The organism is Ruegeria sp. N4 (assembly GCF_056531425.1).
On record NZ_JBQFLT010000001.1, the window covers coordinates 661,813 to 683,034 of the forward strand.

The window sequence follows — 21,222 nt, forward strand, 5'->3', positions numbered from 1 at the left end:
TGCGGTGACACTTGCGAGTGTCCGCGCTTCAAGACCCCGGAGGCACAGCATGGCACCGCGCAAGATCATCATCGACACCGACCCGGGACAGGACGATGCCGTCGCCATCCTGCTGGCGCTGGCCAGCCCCGAAGAGATCCAGGTTCTGGGCATCACCGCCGTCGCCGGAAACGTCCCGCTGGCGCTGACCGCCAAGAACGCGCGCATCGTGTGTGAACTGGCCGGGCACACGCATATCCCGGTCTATGCCGGGTGCGACCGCCCGCTGAACCGCCCTCTGATCACCGCCGAGCATGTGCATGGAAAAACCGGGCTGGATGGCCCTGTATTGCCGGACCCGGTGATGCCGCTGGCCGAGGGCCACGCGGTCGATTTCATCATCGACACCCTGCGCGCGCAGGAACCGGCAACGGTTACGCTGTGTCCGCTGGGACCGCTGACAAACATCGCCTCGGCGTTCCAGAAGGCGCCTGACATCATCGACCGGGTGCAGGAAATCGTGCTGATGGGCGGCGCCTATTTTGAGGTCGGCAACATCACTCCGGCTGCGGAATTCAACATTTACGTCGACCCGGAAGCTGCTGAAATTGTGTTCAAATCCGGCGCTCATATCGTGGTCATGCCGCTGGACGTAACCCATGACGCCCTGGTCACGCCCCATCGCAACGATGCGTTCCGGGCGCTGGACAGCAAGGTTGGCCATGCGGTTGCCGAAATGACCGATTTCTTCGAACGCTTTGACAAGGAAAAATACGGCTCGGAAGGCGCACCGCTGCACGACCCTTGCGTGACGGCCTATCTGATCCGGCCAGACCTGTTCTCGGGCCGCCACATCAATGTTGAGATCGAAACCCAGTCAGAGCTGACGCTGGGCATGACCGTTGCCGACTGGTGGCGGGTCACGGATCGTGCGCCGAACGCGATGTTCATGGGTGATGTCGACGCCGAAGGATTTTTCGACTTGCTGACAGAAAGGCTGGCCCGCCTATGAGCGCCGCACTGAGACTTGCCCGCCCCGAGGATCTGGATCGCCTGATGGGTCTGGTCACTGCTTTCCACACCGAGGCACAGATCGCGCAGGATGCCGACCAACGACGCGAGGCGTTGCTGCCTTTGTTGGAAGGTATCCCGCATGGCTGCATCTATCTGATCGGTCCGGGCCGCGCGCCATTGGGCTACATTATCCTGACCTTCGGCTGGTCGGTCGAGTTCGGCGGCATGGACGGCTTTGTCGACGAGATCTACATCCGCCCTGCCGTCCGGGGCCGTGGCATCGCAACCGAAGTGCTGTTGGACTTGCCCAAAGCGCTGGCCGAGGCCGGGCTGACTGCCCTGCATCTGGAAGTCGATCGCACCAATGAAACGGCGCAAAAGCTGTATCTGCGCACGGGCTTCAAACCGCGTGAGCGCTACATGTTGATGAGCAAGCCGCTCTAGCGGGATTCCCCACGGAAAATCAGACCCGGATTGTACATCTCTTGAACCGGGTCATCCTGAGAGATCTCTGCCCCCGTAATCGGATAGGTTCCGGGCTCGGTGCAGGCAGATAAAACGCCAGCAGAAATCACTGAAAGAACAAGAAGGAATCTTGAAGCAGACATCGCGTCCCCCTTTCTGTAATATGTTAAGGATTACCGCGATTATTGTACCTCATATAGGAACAAGTTCACATATGAGCATGTTATTGTCAGTTTCTTCGCATCAAAATGGTGAAAAATCAGATGTTTTTGACTTGCCAAGGCTCTTTGTCGCCACCTCGTTCCCACCCACCCGGTGCCGTCGGTTTCACCTGAAATTTGGATTTTAGCAGGCAGCCCTGATAAGCTGTTTTACATGCGCTTCGGCTGCTCGGTGCGCTTTTGATGATGTCATGCCCACATTTGCGCGTGCGCATTCTCCATTTGAGTTCGCACGGCAGCAAAGGCTGAAGCCATCCATGCGGTTTTTGGGGAAGCCAAAGTAAGACTTGGAACGAATCTCGCTTTGGTATCCTGTATCCGCATTTAGATTAAGAGGTAAGTTAATATGAAATCAGTCTATTTTTCTCTTTCGGCACTGTGCCTGGCGGCCTTGGTAGGATGCGGAGAAACCGTTCCTATCGCAGATGAAACCGGCGGTCGTGAACTGAAACCCCCGCGTGAAGGCATCCGTGTCGGATCTTTGTACTACGTTCGCGAAAACCCCACCAACGACCTGACCCGCCCTGCCAACCTGGAAAGCCTGTGTTTCTTTGACTTGCCTTTGTCCGATGTGACGCTTGAAGCGGACCAGCGCGTCGCTGATATCGACCTTCTGAAAAAGCTCGAAGCGTCCGGTGAGTTGGGTGGGATAGAAACCAAATTCGCCTCGGCCGGGCTGAGTGGCGGCATTGATCGCTACTATTCCTACAAGCTGACCAATGCCAGGAAATCATCCGTGACACTGCAGGACGCATCCCGGTTGTTCAATGAACAGGGCGACGGGCCCAAATGCAGTGGCTGGCGGGAAAATGTCGGGCAGTTTGACTGGGCGGCCTATCAGATTCAGTCGGTGATTTCCGGGGACATCGTCTTTGCGCGCAAGTCGACCTCGAACGCGTCAGGCGATTTGTCGGCGGCCCTTGAAGTGCTGGAACCCGAGCTGGTTGCCGAACTCAGCAAGGAAAATTCGGCGGGTGTGACAGGAACCGGGCTGGTCGTCAGCTTCGTTCCGATCAGCCGACAGTAATGTGGCCGACCCCGTCGCGGTTTGCGCCGCCACGGGGTCAACCCTGTCGTTCAGCGTTTCAGGATCGACGCGCCTGCGTATTCCGCGACCTCACCCAGCGATTCCTCGATGCGGATCAACTGGTTGTACTTGGCCAACCGGTCCGAGCGAGCCAGCGAGCCGGTCTTGATCTGACCGCAATTGGTTGCCACCGCCAGATCGGCAATGGTTGCATCCTCGGTCTCGCCCGAGCGGTGCGACATCACGTTGGTATAGCGCGCGCGGTGGGCCATATCGACGGCGCGCAGGGTTTCGGTCAGCGACCCGATCTGGTTGACCTTGACCAGCATCGAGTTGGCACAACCACGCTCGATCCCTTCGGCCAGACGCGCGGGGTTGGTCACGAACAGGTCGTCGCCCACCAGTTGCACCTTGTCGCCGATTGCGTCGGTCAGGGCTTTCCACCCGTCCCAGTCATCCTCGGACATGCCGTCTTCGATCGAGATGATCGGGTAATCGTTGACAAGCGCCGCCAGATAGGCCGCGTTTTCCTCGGACGACAGCGAGATCCCCTCGCCCGCCAAAACGTATTTGCCGTCCTTGAAATACTCGGTCGCGGCGCAATCCAGCGCCAGATGGATTTCCTCACCCGGCTTGTAGCCTGCCTTTTCGATGGACTTCAGAATGAAATCCAGCGCCTCGCGGGTGGATGCGATGTTCGGGGCAAAACCGCCCTCGTCGCCCACGCCCGTGGCCAGACCAGCGGCAGACAGCTCTTTCTTCAGCGTGTGGAACACTTCGGACCCCATGCGCACGGCTTCGCGGATATTCGCGGCCGAGGTCGGCATGATCATGAATTCCTGAATGTCGATGGGGTTGTCGGCGTGTTCACCGCCGTTGATGATGTTCATCATCGGCACCGGCAGCACGCGGGCCGAGGTGCCGCCGACATAGCGGTACAAAGGCTGCGTGGTGAAATCCGCCGCCGCCTTGGCGGTTGCCAGCGAGACACCCAGAATGGCGTTGGCGCCCAGACGGCCTTTGTTCTCGGTCCCGTCCAGTTCGATCATGGCCTGATCGATGGCGACCTGTTCGGTGGCGTCAAAGCCAACCAGTTCTTCGGCAATCTCACCGTTCACCGCGGCAACAGCTTCCAGCACACCTTTGCCCAGATAACGCGCCTTGTCGCCGTCGCGCTTTTCCACGGCCTCATAGGCGCCGGTCGATGCGCCCGAAGGCACGGCAGCGCGGCCCATGGTGCCGTCTTCCAGAATCACGTCCACTTCGACCGTCGGATTGCCCCGGCTGTCCAGAATTTCGCGTGCGTGGATGTCGATGATGGTGCTCATGAGGCCCGTCCCTGTGGCTGCGTTCAGTTGCACGCCTCTTAGCATCACAGGGCAAAAAGTAAACCATTCATGTTATCGCTAACACGACTCTGGGCAAATGTTTGCGCCAACCTGCGACGATCCGTCAGGCGGCGACAGCCAATGCGCGCGCCAGCCTGCGTTCACGGATGAATGTATACATGCCCGATCCGATGATCAGCGTGGCACCGGCCAGAGTCATCGTATCCGGGCGCTCGCCGAACATGAGCATCCCTGCCGCAATCGAGAAGATCAGGCGGGTATAGCGAAACGGTGTCAGGGCCGAGGCTTCACCGATCCGCATTGCGGTGACGATGCTGTAATAGGCCAGAACTCCAAAGCCGACCGCACCGACAAACGGCCAGATTTGTGCCGACCCCATCGGAGCCACCGGCTGCGCGTTCAGAACCATCAGGGTCAGCCCGGCCAATGCCACCGCGACATAGGCCTGCAAGGCCACGACGGATGAGGCAATCCGCGCGTCCAGCCGCCGCGTGATCAGGTCTCGCGCAGCGATGGCAATGACGCTGAGCACGACGAACAGTGTTTCCGGCTGAAACCCGTCCAATCCGGGCCGAATGATCATCAGGACACCGATGAAACCCAGACCGATAGCGCTCCACCGTCGCCAGCCGACCTGTTCGCCCAGAAACAGTGCCGCGCCCATCGTCACCGCCAAAGGCATCGCCTGAAACACAGCCGCCACGGTCGACAGATCAACCAGGGACAGCGCGGTCAGGAAAGCCACGGCCCCAACCCCTTCGCACGCCGCGCGGATCAGCGGCAAGGGTTGCCATGCTTCTGTGTTGAAGATGCGTTTGCGTGTTGCCACAGCCATCAGGGCAAACAGCACCGCACAGGCCAGACCCAGCATTACCATGATCTGACCGGTCGGTACCATCGCCGACATGTGCTTGATGAACATATCCTCAAGCGAGAACGCCGCCATCGCGCCGACGACCAGCAAAATGCCGTGCACGTTGTTCATGATCACATCCGTTGAAACCAGCGGCCCGAATTACCGCTCTTTGCCAAACCCAAATCGTAAGACGCCCGTTCAGGCAAGCCTTAACGGCCCGGAATACATGATATCCCGTGCGGCTGACCTTCGCGATTGGTGATGAGTCAGTCTTTGTCCAGCGGAACGCCGTACAGTTCCAACCGGTGGCCTTTCAGCTTATAGCCCAGTTTCGCGGCGATCTTTTCCTGCAGCGCCTCGATTTCGGGGTCGACAAACTCGATCACCTCACCCGACTGCATATCGATCAGATGGTCGTGGTGGTCACGCTCGGCATCCTCGTAGCGGGCGCGCCCATCGCCGAATTCCAGACGGTCGAGTATCCCGGCCTCTTCAAACAGCTTTACCGTGCGATAGACCGTGGCAATCGATATCCCCGCATCGATGGCCGAGGCGCGCGCATACAGTTCCTCGACATCGGGGTGGTCTGCGCTCTGCTCAAGCACCTGCGCAATGGTGCGCCTCTGGCCAGTCATGCGCAGGCCCTTGGCCTCGCACCGCGCGATGATCGTGTCGGACATGCTGCCCCTCAGAAGTTACTTGGGGTGCTGTCTTAAACCGTCTGCGTGCCCAGCGCCACAGGGATTCGACGCCCAAGGCGCAGATCATCCGGCGCGCTGCAAATCGGCCCAGATCGGCAGATGGTCCGAGGCGATATGGGCGGGCCGGTCCAGATGTGCACCGTGGTTCAGCGCCTCGATCCCCTGCCCCAGCGCAATCCGATCCAACGCGCCCAACGGTTGCGCCGCCGGAAAGCTGGCCACAGGCGGCAGAAACCGCATCTCGGGCGCCAATGTGTCCAGCACAGGCTGGCGCGACCATTCGTTGAAATCCCCGGCCCAGACAGTGGGCATCTGGTCCAGATCATCGTCGAAGCGCCGGATATGCGTGATCTGTTGCCGCCTGGATGCGGGCAGCAGCCCCAGATGCATCCCCATCACACGCAGCGGTCCGATCTGCGTATCAAACTCGACCCGTACAGCGCCACGCGGCTCAAACCCCGGCAGGTCGTGGTGGCCGGTCTGACGGACCGAGATCTGATCCCCGCGCCAGATCACAGCATTGCCATGCCAGCCCAGACTGCCGGCCCCGCCCAGATCGACGATCTGCCATCCGGCCTCATCCAGCATGAAATGCGGCAAAGCGGCCGGGCGCGGCGGCAAGCGCTTATCCGCCTCTTGCAGAACGACAATATCGGCCTGCATGCCGTTCAGAACCTGCATGATCCGCTGCGGTTGACGCCGAAAATCCAGCCCGACACATTTCTGAATGTTGTAGCTGGCAAGGCGCAGGGTCGGTGGTTTTTGGAAGTCGTTTTTGATGTTCACTGCCCCCGACAAGCGCCCCGCCCCGAGATTGTCACAAAACGACCGGGATTAACCCGTATTTGTGGTGTTCTGCGCGTCTTGCGACTTGCAATACCGGGGGCGTATATTCAATGGTCTAAGATTATTAGATTAAGTCAGTGTACACAAAATTCTGCGGGGTTAAACTGCCGCAAAAAGGAACCGCGCTATTGGACGTTGAATCCACATTCGCCACGATGATCATTGCCGATATCGTGGGCAGCACGCCGCTTTACAAAGCTGTAGGCGATGATGAGGCCCAGCGACTGATCCAGCTTGAGATCGACCGGCTTCGCTCGGTTCTGCTGGAGTTCGGCGGCGTACCGGTTGGGCAGAAGGGCGACGATGTTCTCAGCTATTTCGAAGACCCAAGCGCCGCGTACCAGGCCGCGCTCAAGCTGATTGAACCTTCGACCCACACGCCTCTGTCCGTACATATCGGTGTGCATTGCGGCCCCATCGTGATCGGCCAGCGCGGGATATACGGCGAGGCCGTCAACGTCACCGCCCGGTTTGCGACAGCGGCCAATCCGGGTGAGGCCTGTTTCAGTCAGGGCGTTGCGGTGTTGCTGCCAAATGAATTGCGGCAAACTCTGATCCCCTTGGGCCAGCTGAGCCTAAAGGGCCTTAACGAGCCGCAGACTGCTTATTCACTGATCCATCCGGACTCGGATTCGATCATGCAGACAAGGCTGCCCCAGAACTTTGGGCGGTCCGAGGAAAACTGGCAGCCGCGCGAAGGGCTGACGCTGATCCTGCGCCATGAAGACCGGGTCTGGCGGTGTCTGGGCAATGGCGAGTTCAATATCGGCCGCTCTCCGGATTGCCATGTGGTTCTGTCGCAACCCTGGATTTCGCGCCTTCACGCCGTGCTTGCAATGAAGGCGGGCAAACTGATCCTGACCGATCGCAGCACTTCGGGCACATATGTGAAATCCGAGTCGGGACGTGAAATCCAGCTGAAACGCGAATCCGTCATGCTGGCCGATAGCGGCCTGATTTCTCCGACCCTGCCCATCGAAATGTCCGAGACCTGTTTGCAGTTCGAATTGCTGGGCCGCAATCAGGTGCCGCAGAACGTGGCGTGAACCACCTCGGCTTGCGTCGGTGGGCGCGTCAGGTCGGCCTCATCCGGCTGATCGTCATAGGGCCGTGACAGCACCGTATCGAGACGCTGGAACAAAGTGTAATCCCCCTGCACCGCCGCTTCGATCATCTGCTCGATCCGATGGTTGCGTGGAATGAAGGCGGGGTTTGCCGCGTTCATGACCGTTTGCGGCTCCGGCTCGCGCTGCAATCGCGCGGACCAGCCCTCGGCCCAACTGTCAAAGGCCTGCGGGTCGGTGAATTGATCCCGCGCCGCCTGACCGCTGAGCGCGCGGAACGTGTTGGTGAAATCCGCCTGTTGCTCGGCCATGCGTTTCAGCAGATCGGAAATCAACTCCAGATCCCCGGCCTCGGCGCTTGAAATCCCGATCTTGGCGCGAAAGCGGGTCAGCCAATGATCCTGAATCTGCTCGGGCATCGCATGGACAATCTCGGTCGCCTCTTCCACCGCGGCCTCTTTATCTTCCATCTGCTGGATCAGAGCGGTCGCCAGTTGCGCAAGGTTCCACACAGCTATGTCAGGCTGGTTGGAATAGGCATAGCGCCCCATCCGGTCAATCGAACTGAACACCGTGTTCGGGTGATAGGTGTCCATGAACGCACACGGCCCGTAATCGATGGTTTCCCCGGCAATCGAGCAATTGTCGGTGTTCATCACCCCATGGATGAACCCGACGCTCATCCAATGCGCAATCAGCCGCGCCTGCGCATCGCGCACCGCGCGCAGCAAGCCCATCGGCCCATCGGCCTCGGGATAGTGGCGCTCGATGGCGTATTCCGTCAGGCGTCGCAAACTGTCGAACTGCCCCCGCGCCGCGAAGACCTGAAACGTCCCCACGCGCAAATGGCTGCGCGCCACGCGTGTCAGAACCGCCCCCGGCAGTGGGGTTTCGCGAAACACCTGCTCGCCCGTCTCGACCGCGGCCAGCGCGCGTGTGGTCGGCACGCCCAGCGCGTGCATCGCCTCGGACACGACATATTCGCGCAATACCGGCCCCAACCACGCGCGCCCGTCACCCCGTCGGGAAAACGGCGTGGGACCTGAGCCTTTCAACTGAATATCCCGCCGCACCCCATCGGCCCCGATGGTCTCACCCAGTAAAACCGCACGCCCGTCGCCCAGTTGCGGGTTGTAGGTGCCGAATTGATGCCCGGAATAAAGCTGTGCCAAAGGCTCGGCCCCGTCTGGCAGGCTGTTGCCTGCAAAAGCCTCGGCCATTTCCTGCACATCCCCGGGTGAGATCTGCAGCAACCGGGCCAAATCGGTATTGAACACAATCAACCGAGGGGCACTTACCGGAACCGGTGCCTGCCGCGCAAAAAACGTATCCGGCAGGCGGGCATAAGAATTGTCGAACGGGATCGTCAGGGTCATGCGCCAAACATATGACCTGAACCGACAATTGCCATAGCGGATCACCTGTACCCGTGCATAATCACCTCAAACCCCCGAGGATACCATGACCGCACAAGAGATCATCGACCACCTGAACCTGCAACGCCACCCGGAAGGTGGCTGGTTCAAGGAAACCTGGCGCGCCGACAACGCGGGCCGCGCAACGGGCACCTGCATCTACTTTCTGCTGCAAGAAGGTGAGAGCAGCCATTGGCACCGCGTCGATGCGACCGAGATATGGCTCTATCACTCCGGCGCGCCACTGGTGCTGTCGCTCAGCGAAAGTGATCAGGGCCCTGCGACCGATCACCTTCTGACCCCCGATCTGAACGCAGGAGCCCCGCAACTGATCGTGCCCGAAGGCCACTGGCAAGCCGCGCGCAGCACCGGCGATTACACTCTGGTCAGTTGCACCGTCTCGCCGGGGTTCGAGTTCGATGGCTTCGATCTGGCCCCACCCGGTTTTGACATTCCGAGGGCATAATCCATGGACCACCGCGCCCTCATCGCCTCAATTCCGGCCGAGACCAAGGACAAGCTGCAACGCCGGTCCGACGCGGCAGGATTGAAACATCTGGCGGTCTATTTCGCGCTTTTGGCCGTTTGTAGCATCGGTATCGCCACGCAAATTCCGCTCTGGCCGGTCCTTATGGTCCCGCAAGGCGTCCTGCTGGTCTTTCTGTTCACCCTCAGCCACGAATGCACCCACAAGACACCGTTCAAAACCGGGTGGATCAACGATGCGGTTGGTCACTTGGTCTCGGTACCAATTGCCCTACCCTTCACATGGTTTAGGTATTTCCATTTGGCCCACCACAAATGGACCAACCACCCGGACAAAGACCCCGAACTTGGCGGAAAACCGCGCCCTGACAGTTGGCGCAGTCTTGCACTCTACCTCAGCGGCGCACCTTACTGGTCCGGCATGGGCAAAGTGCTGGCTCAAAACGCCTTCGGGCAGATCGACGCCCCCTACCTGCCCGCGCGGCAGCATCGAGCCATCCGAACCGAAGCCCGCGTTGTGCTCACGCTCTAAGCACTGGGCCTGTTCAGCCTGCTTTTCTCCCCGCTCCTGCTCTGGCTTTGGATCATCCCCGTCCTGATCGCCCAGCCCGCGCTGCGCCTGTACCTTCTGGCCGAACACGGCCTCTGCCCACCGGTCGCCAATATGCTGGAAAATTCGCGCACCACCTTCACCAACCGGATCATACGGTTTCTGGCCTGGAACATGCCTTACCACGCCGAGCATCACGCCTTTCCGAACGTGCCCTTCCACCAGCTACCCGCATTCCACGACTGGACCCGGACCCACCTGAAATCCACATCCGACGGCTACTCAGGCTTCACCAAAGATTACGCCCGCACGCTCAACTCCTAGGATCCGTTCTTCATCTGGCCAAAAATATCCCGGGGGAGTCGCGCCTGCGCGACGGGGGCAGCGCCCCCTATTTCTCAGCCCGGCTTTTGATCAGCATATTGATCAATGGCACCAAAACCGCCGTCAGAGACCCCAGTGGATTCGCCCCAATGCCTTTGACCGCACGCACCACGTCGCGTGCCTCGGTCGCCATATCCTCAAGCTCATCCTCGATATCCGCAATTGCCATATCACGCAGCTCAACGGCTGGTGCGACCTCATCTTCGGCATTGCTGCGCCGTGCAATCAGCACAAGCAGCCCGGCCAGTACAAAATTACCAATGGACAGCAGCCCAGCGGCGGCGGCAGGCGACATCGTGCTTCGAAGCGCAAAGAACAGCGCGACGTTCAACAGAACCAGCGCCGACATGGCGGCAATCCCGGCCAAGACCATCAGAATGGTCTGCTGCTGCATAACGGCCAGACGACGTCGCGCGATCAGGCGTTCGGTTCGGTAGATCGTGACCAGATTTCTGCTCAGCCTGCTCATAACGTTGCTCCTACCCCTGTACCCGCCCAACCACATAGCCCAGCGAAAACGCAATCAGCAGGGCAGTGATCGGATAATCCTTCTGCAGGCGGCCGAATTCCTCGACCACGTCCTCTCCCAATGCCTGCGCTTTGCTCAGATCAATCCCGTGCTCTTCCAGCAGCTTTCGAATCTCATCCGAGGTTTTGACGGGCTCGGTCTGATATTCGGGGGGCGAAGCCGACCCGCCCTTCGCCTCCAACTCGGCATTGCGGCTGCGTAACGCTTCCAACTCGGATTCAAGCTCGGCTTTGGTTGCCATACTCTCTGGCCCTCATTGCATGGGTGTCGCGCAACCGTCGCACAATGAGTTGTTTTTTTGAACTGTTTTCCGGTTCCGGCTCACCCGGCCCGATTCATCGAGACCGCGCTGACGACACCGCCCCCCACCAGCGCCTGAACACCGGTTGTGCCGGGGCACGAGGTCGGCAAACCCCGCGCCACACGTACGGCGAGATAGGCAAATGCCTGTGCTTCCAGCATGTCACCGTCCAGACCCACGGCCTCGACCGGTTCGACCGGGCAATCGAGCGAGACCCGCAGCATCTCCATCAACACCGGGTTGCGCCGCCCGCCACCAGTAACCAGAACGCGGGACGGAGGTTTCAGACAATACCCGATCCCCTGCGCAACCCCTGCTGCGCACATCCCCGTCAGGGTCGCCACCGCATCCGCGTCGCTGAGTTCCTGAACCAGCCCGATCATCTCGGCAAAATCGTTCCGGTCTAAAGACTTCGGTGGCATCTTGGTAAAGAACGGCTCGGCCAGAAACAGTTCCAGCGCGCCCATCTCAACGGTGCCCTCGCGCGCAACCGCGCCATCCCGGTCCATCGGTTGACCCAAACGCGCCTGCATCAAATCATCCACCGGCGCATTCGCCGGCCCGGTGTCAAACGCCAGCAGGGCACCGGGTTGTTCGGGCCCGTCAAAGCTTGGGTCCACATAGGTCAGGTTGCCGACCCCCCCAAGATTGAGGAAACACAGGGGCGCATCAGCCCCGATCCATTTGGCGCAGGCAAAGTGAAAGAACGGGGCCAACGGCGCGCCCTCACCCCCCATGGCGACATCGTCGCTGCGGAAATCCCAGACCACAGGCACGCCCAGCGCCTGCGCCAGACCTTTGCCATCGCCAACCTGCAATGTGCCACGCCCACGTGGCTCATGCGCAAGGGTCTGACCGTGCACGCCGATCAGGTCGATATTGTCGAACTCCGACAACGCTTCGGCATGGGCGATGGTCACCAGTTCAGCCGCCGCATCGACATCTGGCCCGTGCCAATGTCCTAGCGCCGCGCGCAGGATCTGACGCTCTTCTTCGGAATAGGCGCGGTATCCGCTTTCACCGAAGCCATAGATGCGGTGTCCATCGGTTTCCACCACCGCCGCGTCCACCCCATCCATCGAGGTGCCGGACATTGTGCCAAGGGCTCGGATCGGCTTGTTTGTCTTAATGGCCGGGCGCACCTGTCATTCTCCTGCTCGTTCTTTTTCTACCCTTGCGGGTTCGACACTGCCCGCCATTCCCGGGCCAAAGCAAGACGAATAGAAACAGAAGCCGCGTTTTTGGGCAGGCGCGACCGCAGGCCCACACTCGGCCCGACCGAACCCGTTGCGCAATTCCTGCTTCTGCGCCAGCATTGCAGGGCATCTTCGAATAACGGGGCGGGAATGACTGAGGCGCAAACGCCAAAAGACGCAAAAGCAGTTGAGAGCCGGAACTACCAGTTGATCTTCTGGTCCGGCGCGCTGGCTACGATTGGCGGGCAATTGGTGAACCCGCGTCTGGTGCTGCCGTTCCTGTACCTGGCCCTTGGGGCACCAACCTTTGTGGCGGGCCTGCTGCTGCCTTTCGTGACAGGGGCGCGGTTGATTGCGGAAATCTTCGTCTCGCCTTTCGTCAACCACGTGACGCGCGCAAAGCTTGCCGTCTATGTGCCCAACATCCTGACGGGGGCCATTCTGGCCGTTGTCGCCCTGTTCGCCACCAACCTGACACAGGTGATGGTGGTTTTGCTGTTCCTGCTGACCGCGATCATCATGGGCCTGTGTCAGGGCATCAACAGCCTTGGCACCAGCCAGATATACGGCACCTCAGTCCCCGAGTCCAAACGCAACCGGATGGTGTTTGCGCAGGCGACCATATCCGGTTTGCTGGCCATCATCGTGGTTTGGGTAACCAAGGATCTGCTGGCTTCGGATCAGCCGATGCAGCGGCATATCGTGGTGATGTGGTGCGGCGTGGTTGCCATGTTCGCCGCCGGGATCAGCTTTGCCGGGGTGCGACTGTTCGAGGAAGAGATCAAGCGCCCACCGAAACGCGTCGAGAAACCGAAACCCCTGGCCGAACTTGCAAAAGGCTTCAGGACCGGGATGGCCTACCCATGGTATCGCAAGTTCCTGTTGGCCCGTGTTCTGTTCATCTCGGTCGAGCTGGCGATGCCGTTTTACACAATTCACGCGGCCACCTACCATATCGGCACCGAACATTCGCTCAGCTATTTTGTGATCGGTGCCAGCGCAGGGATCGTGATCGGATCCATTCTGTGGGGGTGGCTCAGCGGTCGGGTGTCGGTAAAGCATGTGATGTGGCTGGGCTGCATGACCTCGGCGCTATCGGCAATCATGGCGCTGGTGTTCACCATGACCGGCCACGCCAGCAATGTGTGGATCTATGCCGCGGTCATCCTGCTTCTGTCCCTTGGCGGCAACGGAGTGATCTATGGGCGCTACCTCTACGTGATCGAGATGACGCAGGAACAAGAGCGGTCCTATCTGGTCGCCCTGGGCGATGTGACAGCCGGTCTGGTCGGCATCGCCTTTGCCGCCGTTCTGGGTGCCGTGGCGCATCTGCACGACCCGGTGACGCCGATCATCGCGCTGGCCATTTTGAACGTGGTCGCGATGCTCTATGCCTTTCGATTGCCTGCCACCGGAACCGGTGCTGAGACTGCCGCACACTAGGCCGCCAATTCTTGCAAAATGGTGCCTTTCCCTTACCCATCCTGCCGCCTATACAGTGCCCCGCAATAGTAACCCCGAGGGCACGATATGACCTACCACCCCAAATCGGATTTCATCGCCACGATGATCGAGCGCGGCTTTCTTGCCGACTGCACCGATTATCAGGGCCTTGATGAGGCGCTGATCAGTGGGTGCAAACCGGCTTATATCGGCTTTGATGCAACGGCCAAGTCGTTGCATGTGGGCAGCCTGATCCAGATCATGATGCTGCGCTGGTTCCAGAAGACCGGCCACCAGCCGATCACTCTGATGGGCGGCGGCACCACCAAGGTGGGCGACCCGTCGTTTCGTGCGGACGAACGCCCCCTGCTGGGGCCCGAGCAGATCAATGAGAACATCGCGGGCATCAAAAAGGTATTCTCCGCCTATATCGACTATGACAGCGACGCCGAGAACAAGGCGCTGATGCTGAACAATGCCGAGTGGCTGGATGGCCTGAACTACCTTGATTTCCTGCGCGATATCGGGCGGCATTTCTCGGTCAACCGGATGCTGAGCTTTGAATCGGTGAAATCGCGGTTGGATCGCGAGCAGTCGCTCAGCTTCCTCGAATTCAACTACATGATCCTGCAGGCCTATGACTTCCTTGAACTGAACCGCCGTTATGGCTGTGTTCTGCAAATGGGTGGCTCGGACCAGTGGGGCAACATCGTCAACGGCATCGACCTGACCCGCCGGGTGCTGGATCACGAGATTTACGGCCTGACCTCGCCCCTGCTGACCACCAGCGACGGCAAGAAAATGGGCAAATCCCAGGACGGTGCGGTCTGGCTGAACGCCGACATGCGCTCGCCCTATGAGTTCTGGCAGTTCTGGCGCAACACCACCGACGCGGACGTGGGGCGGTTCCTAAAGCTCTACACCGAAATGCCGGTGGATGAGTGTGATCGGCTGGGCGCGCTGCAAGGGTCCGAGATCAACGAGGCCAAAATCCGCCTCGCCAACGAAGTGACCACGCTTGCCCACGGTGCCCAGGCTGCAGCAACCGCCGAAGTCACTGCGCGCGAGGTGTTCGAAAAAGGCGGCGTTGGCGACGACCTGCCGACCCTGACCCTCAGCGCCGCTGAGCTGGGCGACGGCATGTCCATTGTGCAGTTGATCGTCAAATCCGGTCTGGCCAAATCCGGCAAAGAGGCCAAGCGCCTGATTGCCGAAAACGGCGCCAAATTGGACGACGCGCCGCTGACAGATGCGGGGCTAATGATCGATGCGGGTGCCTTGTCCTCACCCATCAAACTAAGCGCGGGCAAGAAACGGCACGCGCTGGTTCAACTGGGCTGAACCGACTGACCCTGAGCGCGTAAGGTCGTGCTCGGGGGCCTTCTGTGAACTCGGCTTCTTTGCCGTGACGCATTCTGTGCTAACCTGTTCGAGTTATTGGTTTCGCAGATTGTTGTGTCATGGTGCTAAAAAATACGTTCAAGTTTTCAAAAAGAAACGACATTACCTTTGAAGGGGAAAAATTTTCGGTCGGGGCGAATGAGGTCTCCTGTACGCTAACAACAGATAGCCTGTCGCAAAAAGGAAGCCCACCCAAGGCCGGGCAATGCACAATTGTCGAACGCTTCAATTCTCGATGGGATGTCAAAGACCTGATTGATGTTAAGGAAGTGCAAAAAGCGCTTTCGAAGAAGTCAACGCTGGCAGCGCTGGCCAGCGCCTCATCAGTTGACAAGATACTCGACCTGTTGGCTTTGTCCGAAATCCGTATGCTTGCGGACTACTCCGAGTTTCAGGCACAGACGTTCAAAAAAGGTCATATCCTGAGTCAGAGCCTTGGCGGGCCGGGCACGAACCAGAACCTGACGCCAATGTCAGCCAGCGCAAATGCGATCTATCGAAACAGTTTTGAAGCAAAGCTGATCAAACTGCTGGAGGCCATCAAAAAGGAAGAGCAACAATCCGGATACTGTGTTCGCATAAAATTCTATGCGAAATGTGTGGGTAACAAGAAGCCCTGGTGGAATGGGCAAGCGACCGAAGAGACAAAGCGGATGTTGCGGGGGCTTCCAAAGTCGATCGATGCCAACTGGAGGTTCGATAGTTTCTTTCGGAAAGGAAAAACAAGCGAACGCATTGCTAAATCAGCACTGCCGCCGTCTGTCGCCAAAAAAATGCCAGTCGCCACAAAGATCAAGCCGCCCAACTTTTCGCTGGATCTTTGATCGACTGGTCTTTTTTGTGAATTGACGATGACCGGGCGTTAGGGGTGATCTGGCGCCAACAAAAACTCGGCCACCCGAAAGTGGCCGATGATTGTTCAAGCGTGCCGGGTCACTTTTTGCCTTTGCCGCCGCCTTTGCCGCCACCTTTTCCATCGCCGCCTTTGCCGTGTCCGGAACCGTTGCCCTGGCCATTGTTGTTGCCGTTATTGCCGGTACCTGGTCCGGAACCGTTGTTGTTACCGCCGCCGTTACCGGGGTTGCCTGCATTCCCGTTGCCGTTTCCGGGGCCGTCGCCGCCTTTGCCGCCGCCCTTGCCGCCACCTTTACCGTCGCCGCCTTTGCCGCCACCTTTGCCGTCGCCGCCCTTGCCGCCACCTTTACCACCGCCTTTGCCGGGGCCTTCACCGCCACCATTGCCGGGGTTGTCACCACCACCGTTTCCAGGGTTGTCACCGCCGCCATTGCCGGGGTTGTCACCACCACCATTGCCGGGGTTATCGCCGCCACCGTCGGCGGGACCGTCACCACCACCGTTGCCGGGGTTGTCACCTCCGCCGTCGCCAGGGCCGTCGTTTCCGCCGTTGCCGCCACCATTACCCGGGCTTTGGCCTCCGCCGCCGGTATTGCCGCCATCGTTTCCACCACCCGTCGGGCCTTGTGCGACCCGATCCGAACTGCGGTCTTCGCCCCGTGTGCTGCCTGCGTCCGAAATCGACGCCGTCGGCAGATCCGTCAGCAATGCCGCCAAACCGGGGCACATCGCGCCGGTGTTCTGCAACGTGGTCTCGAAATCCGCGCGCCGCTGTAGCTGCTTCAGAAAGCTTGGCGTGACCTGCGTGCAGTCACACAGCGCAGCATAATCGCCGCTATTCGCCGCCGTCCGCGCTGTTCGCCAATCGCAAACCTCGGGCGCGGCCGCGGCGCTGCTGGCCATCAAAACTCCAACAAATGGTGCAATCGCAAGCGCACCCAATTTGTACTTCGTACTCGTTAACATGTCGGTACCTCCTGACATAGAAACACCTGACCATGTCAGGCTATTCGATCACGAGATGGAGACGTCTCGTGAGGTCCGGATGAACGCTGGCTGAAGATTTGTTAACCTAGCGTCACCCACGTCGGATGCAAATGACGCTTGGTCTTTGGCCAAACATCTGGACACACCCGACCCAAGCCGCTTATTGAACATACCTTCATAAATCTGGGAGGCATCCGCATGAACCTGTCGAACACAGCCGCACTCGTCACCGGAGGCGCGTCGGGTCTTGGCGAGGCCACCGCCCGCCATTTCGCGCAACACGGTGCGCAAGTCACGATTCTGGACCGGGATGAAGACCGCGGCGCGCAAGTTGCCAATGAGATCGGCGGCCATTTTGCACAAACCGATGTCACCGACGAAAGCTCGGTCGCGGCTGCTGTTGCCACCGCAGCAAGCAAAATGGGTCGGATCACCGCCACGGTGAACTGTGCCGGGATCGCCTACGGGATCAAAACCGTGGGCCGCGATGGCCCGCACCCGCTGGACGCCTTTCAGCGCACCATCGACATCAATCTGGTCGGCACTTTCAACGTGTCGCGACTGGCAGCCGTTGAAATGGCCAAAAACGAACCCGAGCCGGATGGCGCGCGCGGCGTGATCATCAACACCGCTTCAATTGCCGCATTCGACGGCCAAAAGGGCCAGGCGGCCTATGCGGCGTCAAAAGGCGGCGTGGTGGGTATGACCTTACCCATGGCGCGCGATCTGGCCTCGACCGGTATCCGCGTGATGGCCATCGCTCCGGGCATTTTCATGACGCCGATGCTGGCGGGCCTGCCCGAAGAGGTGCAACAGCAACTGGCTGCTGACGTTCCGAACCCCGCCCGCCTGGGGGATCCCAACGAATACGCCCGCCTTGCCGGTTTCATTGTCGAGATGGGCTATCTGAACGGCGAAGTCATCCGCATCGACGGAGCGCTGCGTATGCGCTAGGTCTGTCGAATGACCGAGCGTGAAAAGATGCAGGCCGGGCAGTGGTATTGCTGCCTGGACCCCGAGTTGGACGCGTTGCGGGCGCAAGCCCGCCGCGCAGTTCACGCGCACAACGCTTGCCCGCCGGACGATCGCGGCGCGCTGGCCCCTGAATTGCAGGCGCTGTTCTCGGACCTTGGGTCCGAGTGTTATCTCGAAGCACCGTTTCACTGTGCTTACGGGATGAACATCCACCTTGGACACCGGGTCTATTTCAACGCCGGATGCGTGATTCTGGACACAGCGCCGGTCCGGATCGGTGACGACACGATGTTCGGCCCCCATGTTCAGATCTATTGCGCTCAGCACGCCAAAGACCCAACCGAGCGCGCCCAGGGTCTGGAAATCGCCCTGCCCGTGACCATCGGGCGGAATGTCTGGGTCGGCGGCGGTGCCATTCTGATGCCCGGTATCACCATCGGCGACAACGCAACCATCGGCGCTGGCAGTGTCGTCACCAAAGATGTCGCGGCCAAAGAAACCGTGGTCGGCAACCCCGCCCGGCCTATTCACCCCCTCCGATAACCCTGTTCTGCCCCCAATCCGCCAAAGCCGCGATCACAGGGCGCAGCGCTTGCCCCTTTTCAGTCAGGCTGTACTCCACTCGGGGCGGCACCTCGGCAAATACCTTTCGATGCACGATTCCATCTGCCTCAAGCTCGCGCAATTGCTTGGTCAGGCTGCGCTGGGTCACCGTACCCAGCGCACGGGACAAGGCGTTAAAGCGCATGGTGCCGCCAAGAAGATGATAGATTACCAGCCCTTTCCATTTTCCCGATATCTGCTCCAACCCGGCCTCAACCGGGCAGCCTGCACTGCAGTCATATCTTTCAAATCGATCCACCGCCGCCTCCTGCCTTTGACAGTATACAAAAGGTACCTACCTGCATAAATAGTGCGTACTTGCGTGTTTTGTATGCGTGTCACATATCCCGGGTCATCGCAACTGAACCCTGTAAGGAGACATTATGGCCCTGACCATTCTCGCTCAAATCACGGCCCATCCGGGTAAGGAAGACCTTGTCCGCGCCGAGCTTGAAAAGCTGATCCCAATCACCCGTGCCGAAGACGGATGCATTCAATACGACCTGCATGTGGACACAACCAATCCCGGTGTTTTTGCGTTTTATGAGAATTGGGAAAGCCGTGACCTGTGGCAAACGCATATGAACGCGCCTCATCTCGCAGCTTATGTGAAAGCCACCGAAGGGGCCGTCGCCGAGTTTATGCTGAACGAAATGACACGGATCGGTTGATCCCATCCACGGCAAAACCGGAGCAGTCGCCAGGCTCCGGTTTTGCGTAACTTATTTAATGTGGCCTTGGGGCGTAAAGAAATTTGCGTTTACCCGGCCTCGGCCTTCTCTTCCAGCATCAGCCACTCTTCCTCAGCTGCCGACAGCTTTTCCTGCCGTTCAACCAGCGCCTCAGACGCCTTCTGGAACTTGACCGGCTCACGCGTGAACAGGTCGGGGTCAGACATCAACTCTTCCAGCTTACCGATCTCGGCCTCAAGGCGCGCGATCTCGGCGGGCAGTTTCTCCAACCGGTGTTTTTCCGAGAAGGACAGGCCCGATTTCGGCTTCGCCTCCTGCTTGACCTTCGGCTTGGAGGGCTTTGGTTTTTCTTCCTTTTTCCCAGCAATCTCTCCGCGCTGAGCGATATAGTCCGACCAGCCCCCGGCATAGACCGTGGCGCGCCCATTACCTTCCATCGCGATGGTCGTTGTGGCGACCCGGTCCAGAAAATCCCGGTCGTGGCTGACCAGCAGGACGGTGCCATCGTAGTCGTCCAGCAATTCCTGCAACAGGTCCAGCGTTTCTACATCCAGATCGTTGGTCGGTTCGTCCAGCACCAGCAGGTTTGACGATTTCGCCATCAGCTTGGCCAGCAGCAACCGCGCCTTTTCGCCACCCGACAGGGATTTGACGGCGGCCCGCGCCTGCGCGTCGTCGAACAGAAATTCCTTGAGATAACCCACCACATGCTTGGGCTGCCCACCCACCATGACCTGATCGGCCTTGCCTGACACCCGCATTTCGGGGTCGCCGGTCAGGCTGTCCCACAGGGTCATCTCCGGATCCAGCTGAGCGCGGGTCTGGTCGAACACCGCAATCTCCAGATTGGTGCCCAAAGCGACCGCGCCGGAATCCGGCTCCACTTGCCCCAAGAGCATCTTCAACAACGTGGTCTTGCCCACCCCATTGGGTCCGACAAAAGCCACGCGATCCCCACGCTGCACCAGCAGGTCGAAATTCCGCACGATCTGGGTGTCGCCGAATCCCTTGGCCAGCCCTTTGGCTTCGATCACCTTGCGGCCCGATTTCGGCCCGGCCTCCAGCGTCATCGCGGCCGAGCCCTGACGTTTGATCTGCGCCGCCTTCTCGGCCCGCAGCGCCTGCAACGCCCGCACCCGGCCCTGATTGCGCTTGCGCCGGGCGCTGATGCCTTCGACGGCCCATTTCGCCTCGGACTTGATCAGGCGGTTCAGCTTGCGGCGTTGCTGATCTTCCTCTTCCCAAACCTTGTCGCGCCAGGCCTCGAACGCATCAAATCCCTGCTCTTGCCGCCGCACCGCACCGCGATCAATCCACAGCGTCGCCCGTGTCAACGCCCGCAAAAAGGCGCGGTCATGCGAGATCAGCACAAAAGCGGCCCGCGTCGCCCCCAACTCGCGCTCAAGCCACGCGATGGCTTCGATATCCAGATGGTTGGTCGGCTCGTCCAGTAGCATCAGGTCCGGCGCTTCGGCCATCAGCTTGGCCAAGGCCGCCCGCCGCCGCTCGCCGCCCGAGGCAGTTTCAACGGGGCGCGTGGGGTCGAATTTCAGCCCCTCCCCCGCACGCTCGACCTTGTACAGCTCTCCGGGTTCCAACCCGCTGGCGGCATAGTCGCCCAGCGTGGCAAACCCCTTCATTCCGGGGTCCTGCTCCATATACCCGACCGACTTGCCCGGCGGCACGACGATCTCGCCCTGATCGGCCTCGACCAGACCCGCCATCACTTTCATCAGCGTGGATTTACCCGACCCGTTCCGCCCCACAAGGGCCACGCGGTCGCCCGGCTGAACCACCAGATCAAGCTCGGAAAATACCGGATCGCCCCCGAAGGTCAGGGAAATGCCGGACATCTGCAACAAAGGAATTCTCGCCATGCCCGC

General features: G+C 59.9%; 22 protein-coding genes and 1 pseudogene. 12 read left to right on the forward strand and 11 right to left on the reverse strand.

Going from position 1 to position 21,222, the window contains the following annotated elements:
- The first annotated feature begins 49 nt into the window (after positions 1-49).
- From ACR0LW_RS03250 to ACR0LW_RS03260, 3 genes are all read left to right on the forward strand, one after another.
- On the forward strand, positions 50-991 hold the full coding sequence (locus ACR0LW_RS03250) for a nucleoside hydrolase (RefSeq protein WP_170621928.1): 942 nt from the start codon (positions 50-52) through the stop codon (positions 989-991).
- Entirely contained in the window at positions 988-1,437 is a 450-nt protein-coding gene (locus tag ACR0LW_RS03255) for a GNAT family N-acetyltransferase (RefSeq protein ID WP_170450121.1), read from the forward strand. The genes ACR0LW_RS03250 and ACR0LW_RS03255 overlap by 4 nt, the downstream gene beginning before the upstream one ends.
- Before the next feature lie 588 nt (positions 1,438-2,025).
- Positions 2,026-2,706 carry a hypothetical protein gene (locus ACR0LW_RS03260; RefSeq protein ID WP_170519121.1) on the forward strand — a complete coding sequence of 227 codons (681 nt, stop codon included), beginning with the start codon at positions 2,026-2,028 and terminating at the stop codon, positions 2,704-2,706.
- A gap of 50 nt (positions 2,707-2,756) precedes the next feature.
- Here the strand turns inward: ACR0LW_RS03260 and eno are convergent, their stop codons facing one another.
- The 4 genes from eno to ACR0LW_RS03280 form a co-directional block, all read right to left on the reverse strand.
- Entirely contained in the window at positions 2,757-4,034 is a 1,278-nt protein-coding gene (eno, locus tag ACR0LW_RS03265; protein ID WP_170519124.1) for a phosphopyruvate hydratase, read from the reverse strand.
- Positions 4,035-4,158: 124 nt separating this feature from the next.
- Positions 4,159-5,040 (reverse strand): DMT family transporter, encoded by an 882-nt coding sequence (locus ACR0LW_RS03270; protein WP_480881558.1) that lies wholly within the window; start codon positions 5,038-5,040, stop codon positions 4,159-4,161.
- Positions 5,041-5,177: 137 nt separating this feature from the next.
- Entirely contained in the window at positions 5,178-5,591 is a 414-nt protein-coding gene (locus ACR0LW_RS03275; RefSeq protein WP_170450112.1) for a Fur family transcriptional regulator, read from the reverse strand.
- 84 nt (positions 5,592-5,675) lie between these two features.
- Positions 5,676-6,398, reverse strand: coding sequence for an endonuclease/exonuclease/phosphatase family protein (locus tag ACR0LW_RS03280; protein ID WP_480580848.1), 723 nt, complete (start codon positions 6,396-6,398; stop codon positions 5,676-5,678).
- Between the two features lie 188 nt (positions 6,399-6,586).
- Between ACR0LW_RS03280 and ACR0LW_RS03285 the strand changes: the two genes are divergently transcribed.
- Positions 6,587-7,504, forward strand: a complete 918-nt coding sequence (locus tag ACR0LW_RS03285) for an adenylate/guanylate cyclase domain-containing protein (RefSeq protein WP_170450110.1) — start codon at positions 6,587-6,589, stop codon at positions 7,502-7,504.
- On the opposite strand, the gene ACR0LW_RS03290 is transcribed toward ACR0LW_RS03285, so the two are convergent.
- Positions 7,480-8,898, reverse strand: a complete 1,419-nt coding sequence (locus tag ACR0LW_RS03290) for a protein adenylyltransferase SelO (RefSeq protein WP_480881559.1) — start codon at positions 8,896-8,898, stop codon at positions 7,480-7,482. The two genes, ACR0LW_RS03285 and ACR0LW_RS03290, sit on opposite strands and share 25 nt — an antisense overlap.
- Positions 8,899-8,983: 85 nt before the next feature.
- Here ACR0LW_RS03290 and ACR0LW_RS03295 point away from each other — a divergent pair, with 85 nt between their 5' ends.
- Together ACR0LW_RS03295 and ACR0LW_RS03300 are read left to right on the forward strand one after the other, a co-directional pair.
- A complete protein-coding gene (locus tag ACR0LW_RS03295) occupies positions 8,984-9,403 on the forward strand; it encodes a cupin domain-containing protein (RefSeq protein ID WP_480580844.1) in 420 nt (139 codons plus the stop codon).
- Between the two features lie 165 nt (positions 9,404-9,568).
- A pseudogene (locus tag ACR0LW_RS03300) lies at positions 9,569-10,297 on the forward strand (fatty acid desaturase).
- Positions 10,298-10,364: 67 nt separating this feature from the next.
- On the opposite strand, the gene ACR0LW_RS03305 reads toward ACR0LW_RS03300, so the two are convergent.
- The 3 genes from ACR0LW_RS03305 to ACR0LW_RS03315 all read right to left on the reverse strand — a co-directional run bounded on the left by ACR0LW_RS03305 (position 10,365) and on the right by ACR0LW_RS03315 (position 12,281).
- Positions 10,365-10,826, reverse strand: a complete 462-nt coding sequence (locus ACR0LW_RS03305) for a phage holin family protein (RefSeq protein ID WP_480881560.1) — start codon at positions 10,824-10,826, stop codon at positions 10,365-10,367.
- Positions 10,827-10,836: 10 nt separating this feature from the next.
- A complete protein-coding gene (locus tag ACR0LW_RS03310; RefSeq protein WP_480881561.1) occupies positions 10,837-11,127 on the reverse strand; it encodes a hypothetical protein in 291 nt (96 codons plus the stop codon).
- A gap of 80 nt (positions 11,128-11,207) precedes the next feature.
- Entirely contained in the window at positions 11,208-12,281 is a 1,074-nt protein-coding gene (locus ACR0LW_RS03315; RefSeq protein ID WP_480881751.1) for an anhydro-N-acetylmuramic acid kinase, read from the reverse strand.
- 252 nt (positions 12,282-12,533) lie between these two features.
- On the opposite strand from ACR0LW_RS03315, the gene ACR0LW_RS03320 reads away from it, so the two are divergent.
- The 3 genes from ACR0LW_RS03320 to ACR0LW_RS03330 all read left to right on the forward strand — a co-directional run bounded on the left by ACR0LW_RS03320 (position 12,534) and on the right by ACR0LW_RS03330 (position 16,051).
- Entirely contained in the window at positions 12,534-13,826 is a 1,293-nt protein-coding gene (locus tag ACR0LW_RS03320) for an MFS transporter (RefSeq protein WP_480881562.1), read from the forward strand.
- Between the two features lie 87 nt (positions 13,827-13,913).
- Complete coding sequence (gene tyrS / locus ACR0LW_RS03325) at positions 13,914-15,167, forward strand: tyrosine--tRNA ligase (protein ID WP_480881563.1); 1,254 nt, start codon at positions 13,914-13,916, stop codon at positions 15,165-15,167.
- A gap of 119 nt (positions 15,168-15,286) precedes the next feature.
- Positions 15,287-16,051, forward strand: coding sequence for a hypothetical protein (locus tag ACR0LW_RS03330; protein ID WP_170519142.1), 765 nt, complete (start codon positions 15,287-15,289; stop codon positions 16,049-16,051).
- Between the two features lie 109 nt (positions 16,052-16,160).
- On the opposite strand, the gene ACR0LW_RS03335 is transcribed toward ACR0LW_RS03330, so the two are convergent.
- Positions 16,161-16,985 (reverse strand): hypothetical protein, encoded by an 825-nt coding sequence (locus ACR0LW_RS03335; RefSeq protein WP_480881564.1) that lies wholly within the window; start codon positions 16,983-16,985, stop codon positions 16,161-16,163.
- Between the two features lie 282 nt (positions 16,986-17,267).
- Between ACR0LW_RS03335 and ACR0LW_RS03340 the strand changes: the two genes are divergently transcribed.
- Together ACR0LW_RS03340 and ACR0LW_RS03345 are read left to right on the forward strand one after the other, a co-directional pair.
- On the forward strand, positions 17,268-18,023 hold the full coding sequence (locus ACR0LW_RS03340) for an SDR family NAD(P)-dependent oxidoreductase (protein WP_480881565.1): 756 nt from the start codon (positions 17,268-17,270) through the stop codon (positions 18,021-18,023).
- Between the two features lie 9 nt (positions 18,024-18,032).
- Positions 18,033-18,587, forward strand: a complete 555-nt coding sequence (locus ACR0LW_RS03345) for a sugar O-acetyltransferase (protein ID WP_480580828.1) — start codon at positions 18,033-18,035, stop codon at positions 18,585-18,587.
- Here the strand turns inward: ACR0LW_RS03345 and ACR0LW_RS03350 are convergent.
- Complete coding sequence (locus ACR0LW_RS03350; RefSeq protein WP_170450088.1) at positions 18,568-18,906, reverse strand: winged helix-turn-helix transcriptional regulator; 339 nt, start codon at positions 18,904-18,906, stop codon at positions 18,568-18,570. The genes ACR0LW_RS03345 and ACR0LW_RS03350 overlap by 20 nt on opposite strands.
- 124 nt (positions 18,907-19,030) lie before the next feature.
- On the opposite strand from ACR0LW_RS03350, the gene ACR0LW_RS03355 reads away from it, so the two are divergent.
- Positions 19,031-19,318 carry a putative quinol monooxygenase gene (locus ACR0LW_RS03355; protein WP_480881566.1) on the forward strand — a complete coding sequence of 96 codons (288 nt, stop codon included), beginning with the start codon at positions 19,031-19,033 and terminating at the stop codon, positions 19,316-19,318.
- A gap of 89 nt (positions 19,319-19,407) precedes the next feature.
- Here ACR0LW_RS03355 and ACR0LW_RS03360 read toward each other — a convergent pair whose 3' ends face one another.
- Positions 19,408-21,216: an ABC-F family ATP-binding cassette domain-containing protein gene (locus tag ACR0LW_RS03360; RefSeq protein WP_480881567.1), complete on the reverse strand. Its 1,809-nt coding sequence runs from the start codon at positions 21,214-21,216 to the stop codon at positions 19,408-19,410.
- Between the last annotated feature and the right edge of the window lie 6 nt (positions 21,217-21,222).

Excerpts from the sequence above, each read along its gene's own strand:
- ACR0LW_RS03250 (WP_170621928.1), top strand. The coding sequence starts at position 50 with ATGGCACCGCGCAAGATCATCATCGACACCGACCCGGGACAGGACGAT.
- ACR0LW_RS03255 (WP_170450121.1), top strand. The coding sequence starts at position 988 with ATGAGCGCCGCACTGAGACTTGCCCGCCCCGAGGATCTGGATCGCCTG.
- ACR0LW_RS03260 (WP_170519121.1), top strand. The coding sequence starts at position 2,026 with ATGAAATCAGTCTATTTTTCTCTTTCGGCACTGTGCCTGGCGGCCTTG.
- eno (WP_170519124.1), bottom strand. The coding sequence starts at position 4,034 with ATGAGCACCATCATCGACATCCACGCACGCGAAATTCTGGACAGCCGG.
- ACR0LW_RS03270 (WP_480881558.1), bottom strand. The coding sequence starts at position 5,040 with ATGAACAACGTGCACGGCATTTTGCTGGTCGTCGGCGCGATGGCGGCG.
- ACR0LW_RS03275 (WP_170450112.1), bottom strand. The coding sequence starts at position 5,591 with ATGTCCGACACGATCATCGCGCGGTGCGAGGCCAAGGGCCTGCGCATG.
- ACR0LW_RS03290 (WP_480881559.1), bottom strand. The coding sequence starts at position 8,898 with ATGACCCTGACGATCCCGTTCGACAATTCTTATGCCCGCCTGCCGGAT.
- ACR0LW_RS03295 (WP_480580844.1), top strand. The coding sequence starts at position 8,984 with ATGACCGCACAAGAGATCATCGACCACCTGAACCTGCAACGCCACCCG.
- ACR0LW_RS03305 (WP_480881560.1), bottom strand. The coding sequence starts at position 10,826 with ATGAGCAGGCTGAGCAGAAATCTGGTCACGATCTACCGAACCGAACGC.
- ACR0LW_RS03310 (WP_480881561.1), bottom strand. The coding sequence starts at position 11,127 with ATGGCAACCAAAGCCGAGCTTGAATCCGAGTTGGAAGCGTTACGCAGC.
- ACR0LW_RS03315 (WP_480881751.1), bottom strand. The coding sequence starts at position 12,281 with ATGTCCGGCACCTCGATGGATGGGGTGGACGCGGCGGTGGTGGAAACC.
- ACR0LW_RS03320 (WP_480881562.1), top strand. The coding sequence starts at position 12,534 with ATGACTGAGGCGCAAACGCCAAAAGACGCAAAAGCAGTTGAGAGCCGG.
- tyrS (WP_480881563.1), top strand. The coding sequence starts at position 13,914 with ATGACCTACCACCCCAAATCGGATTTCATCGCCACGATGATCGAGCGC.
- ACR0LW_RS03330 (WP_170519142.1), top strand. The coding sequence starts at position 15,287 with ATGGTGCTAAAAAATACGTTCAAGTTTTCAAAAAGAAACGACATTACC.
- ACR0LW_RS03335 (WP_480881564.1), bottom strand. The coding sequence starts at position 16,985 with ATGGCCAGCAGCGCCGCGGCCGCGCCCGAGGTTTGCGATTGGCGAACA.
- ACR0LW_RS03340 (WP_480881565.1), top strand. The coding sequence starts at position 17,268 with ATGAACCTGTCGAACACAGCCGCACTCGTCACCGGAGGCGCGTCGGGT.
- ACR0LW_RS03345 (WP_480580828.1), top strand. The coding sequence starts at position 18,033 with ATGACCGAGCGTGAAAAGATGCAGGCCGGGCAGTGGTATTGCTGCCTG.
- ACR0LW_RS03355 (WP_480881566.1), top strand. The coding sequence starts at position 19,031 with ATGGCCCTGACCATTCTCGCTCAAATCACGGCCCATCCGGGTAAGGAA.
- ACR0LW_RS03360 (WP_480881567.1), bottom strand. The coding sequence starts at position 21,216 with ATGGCGAGAATTCCTTTGTTGCAGATGTCCGGCATTTCCCTGACCTTC.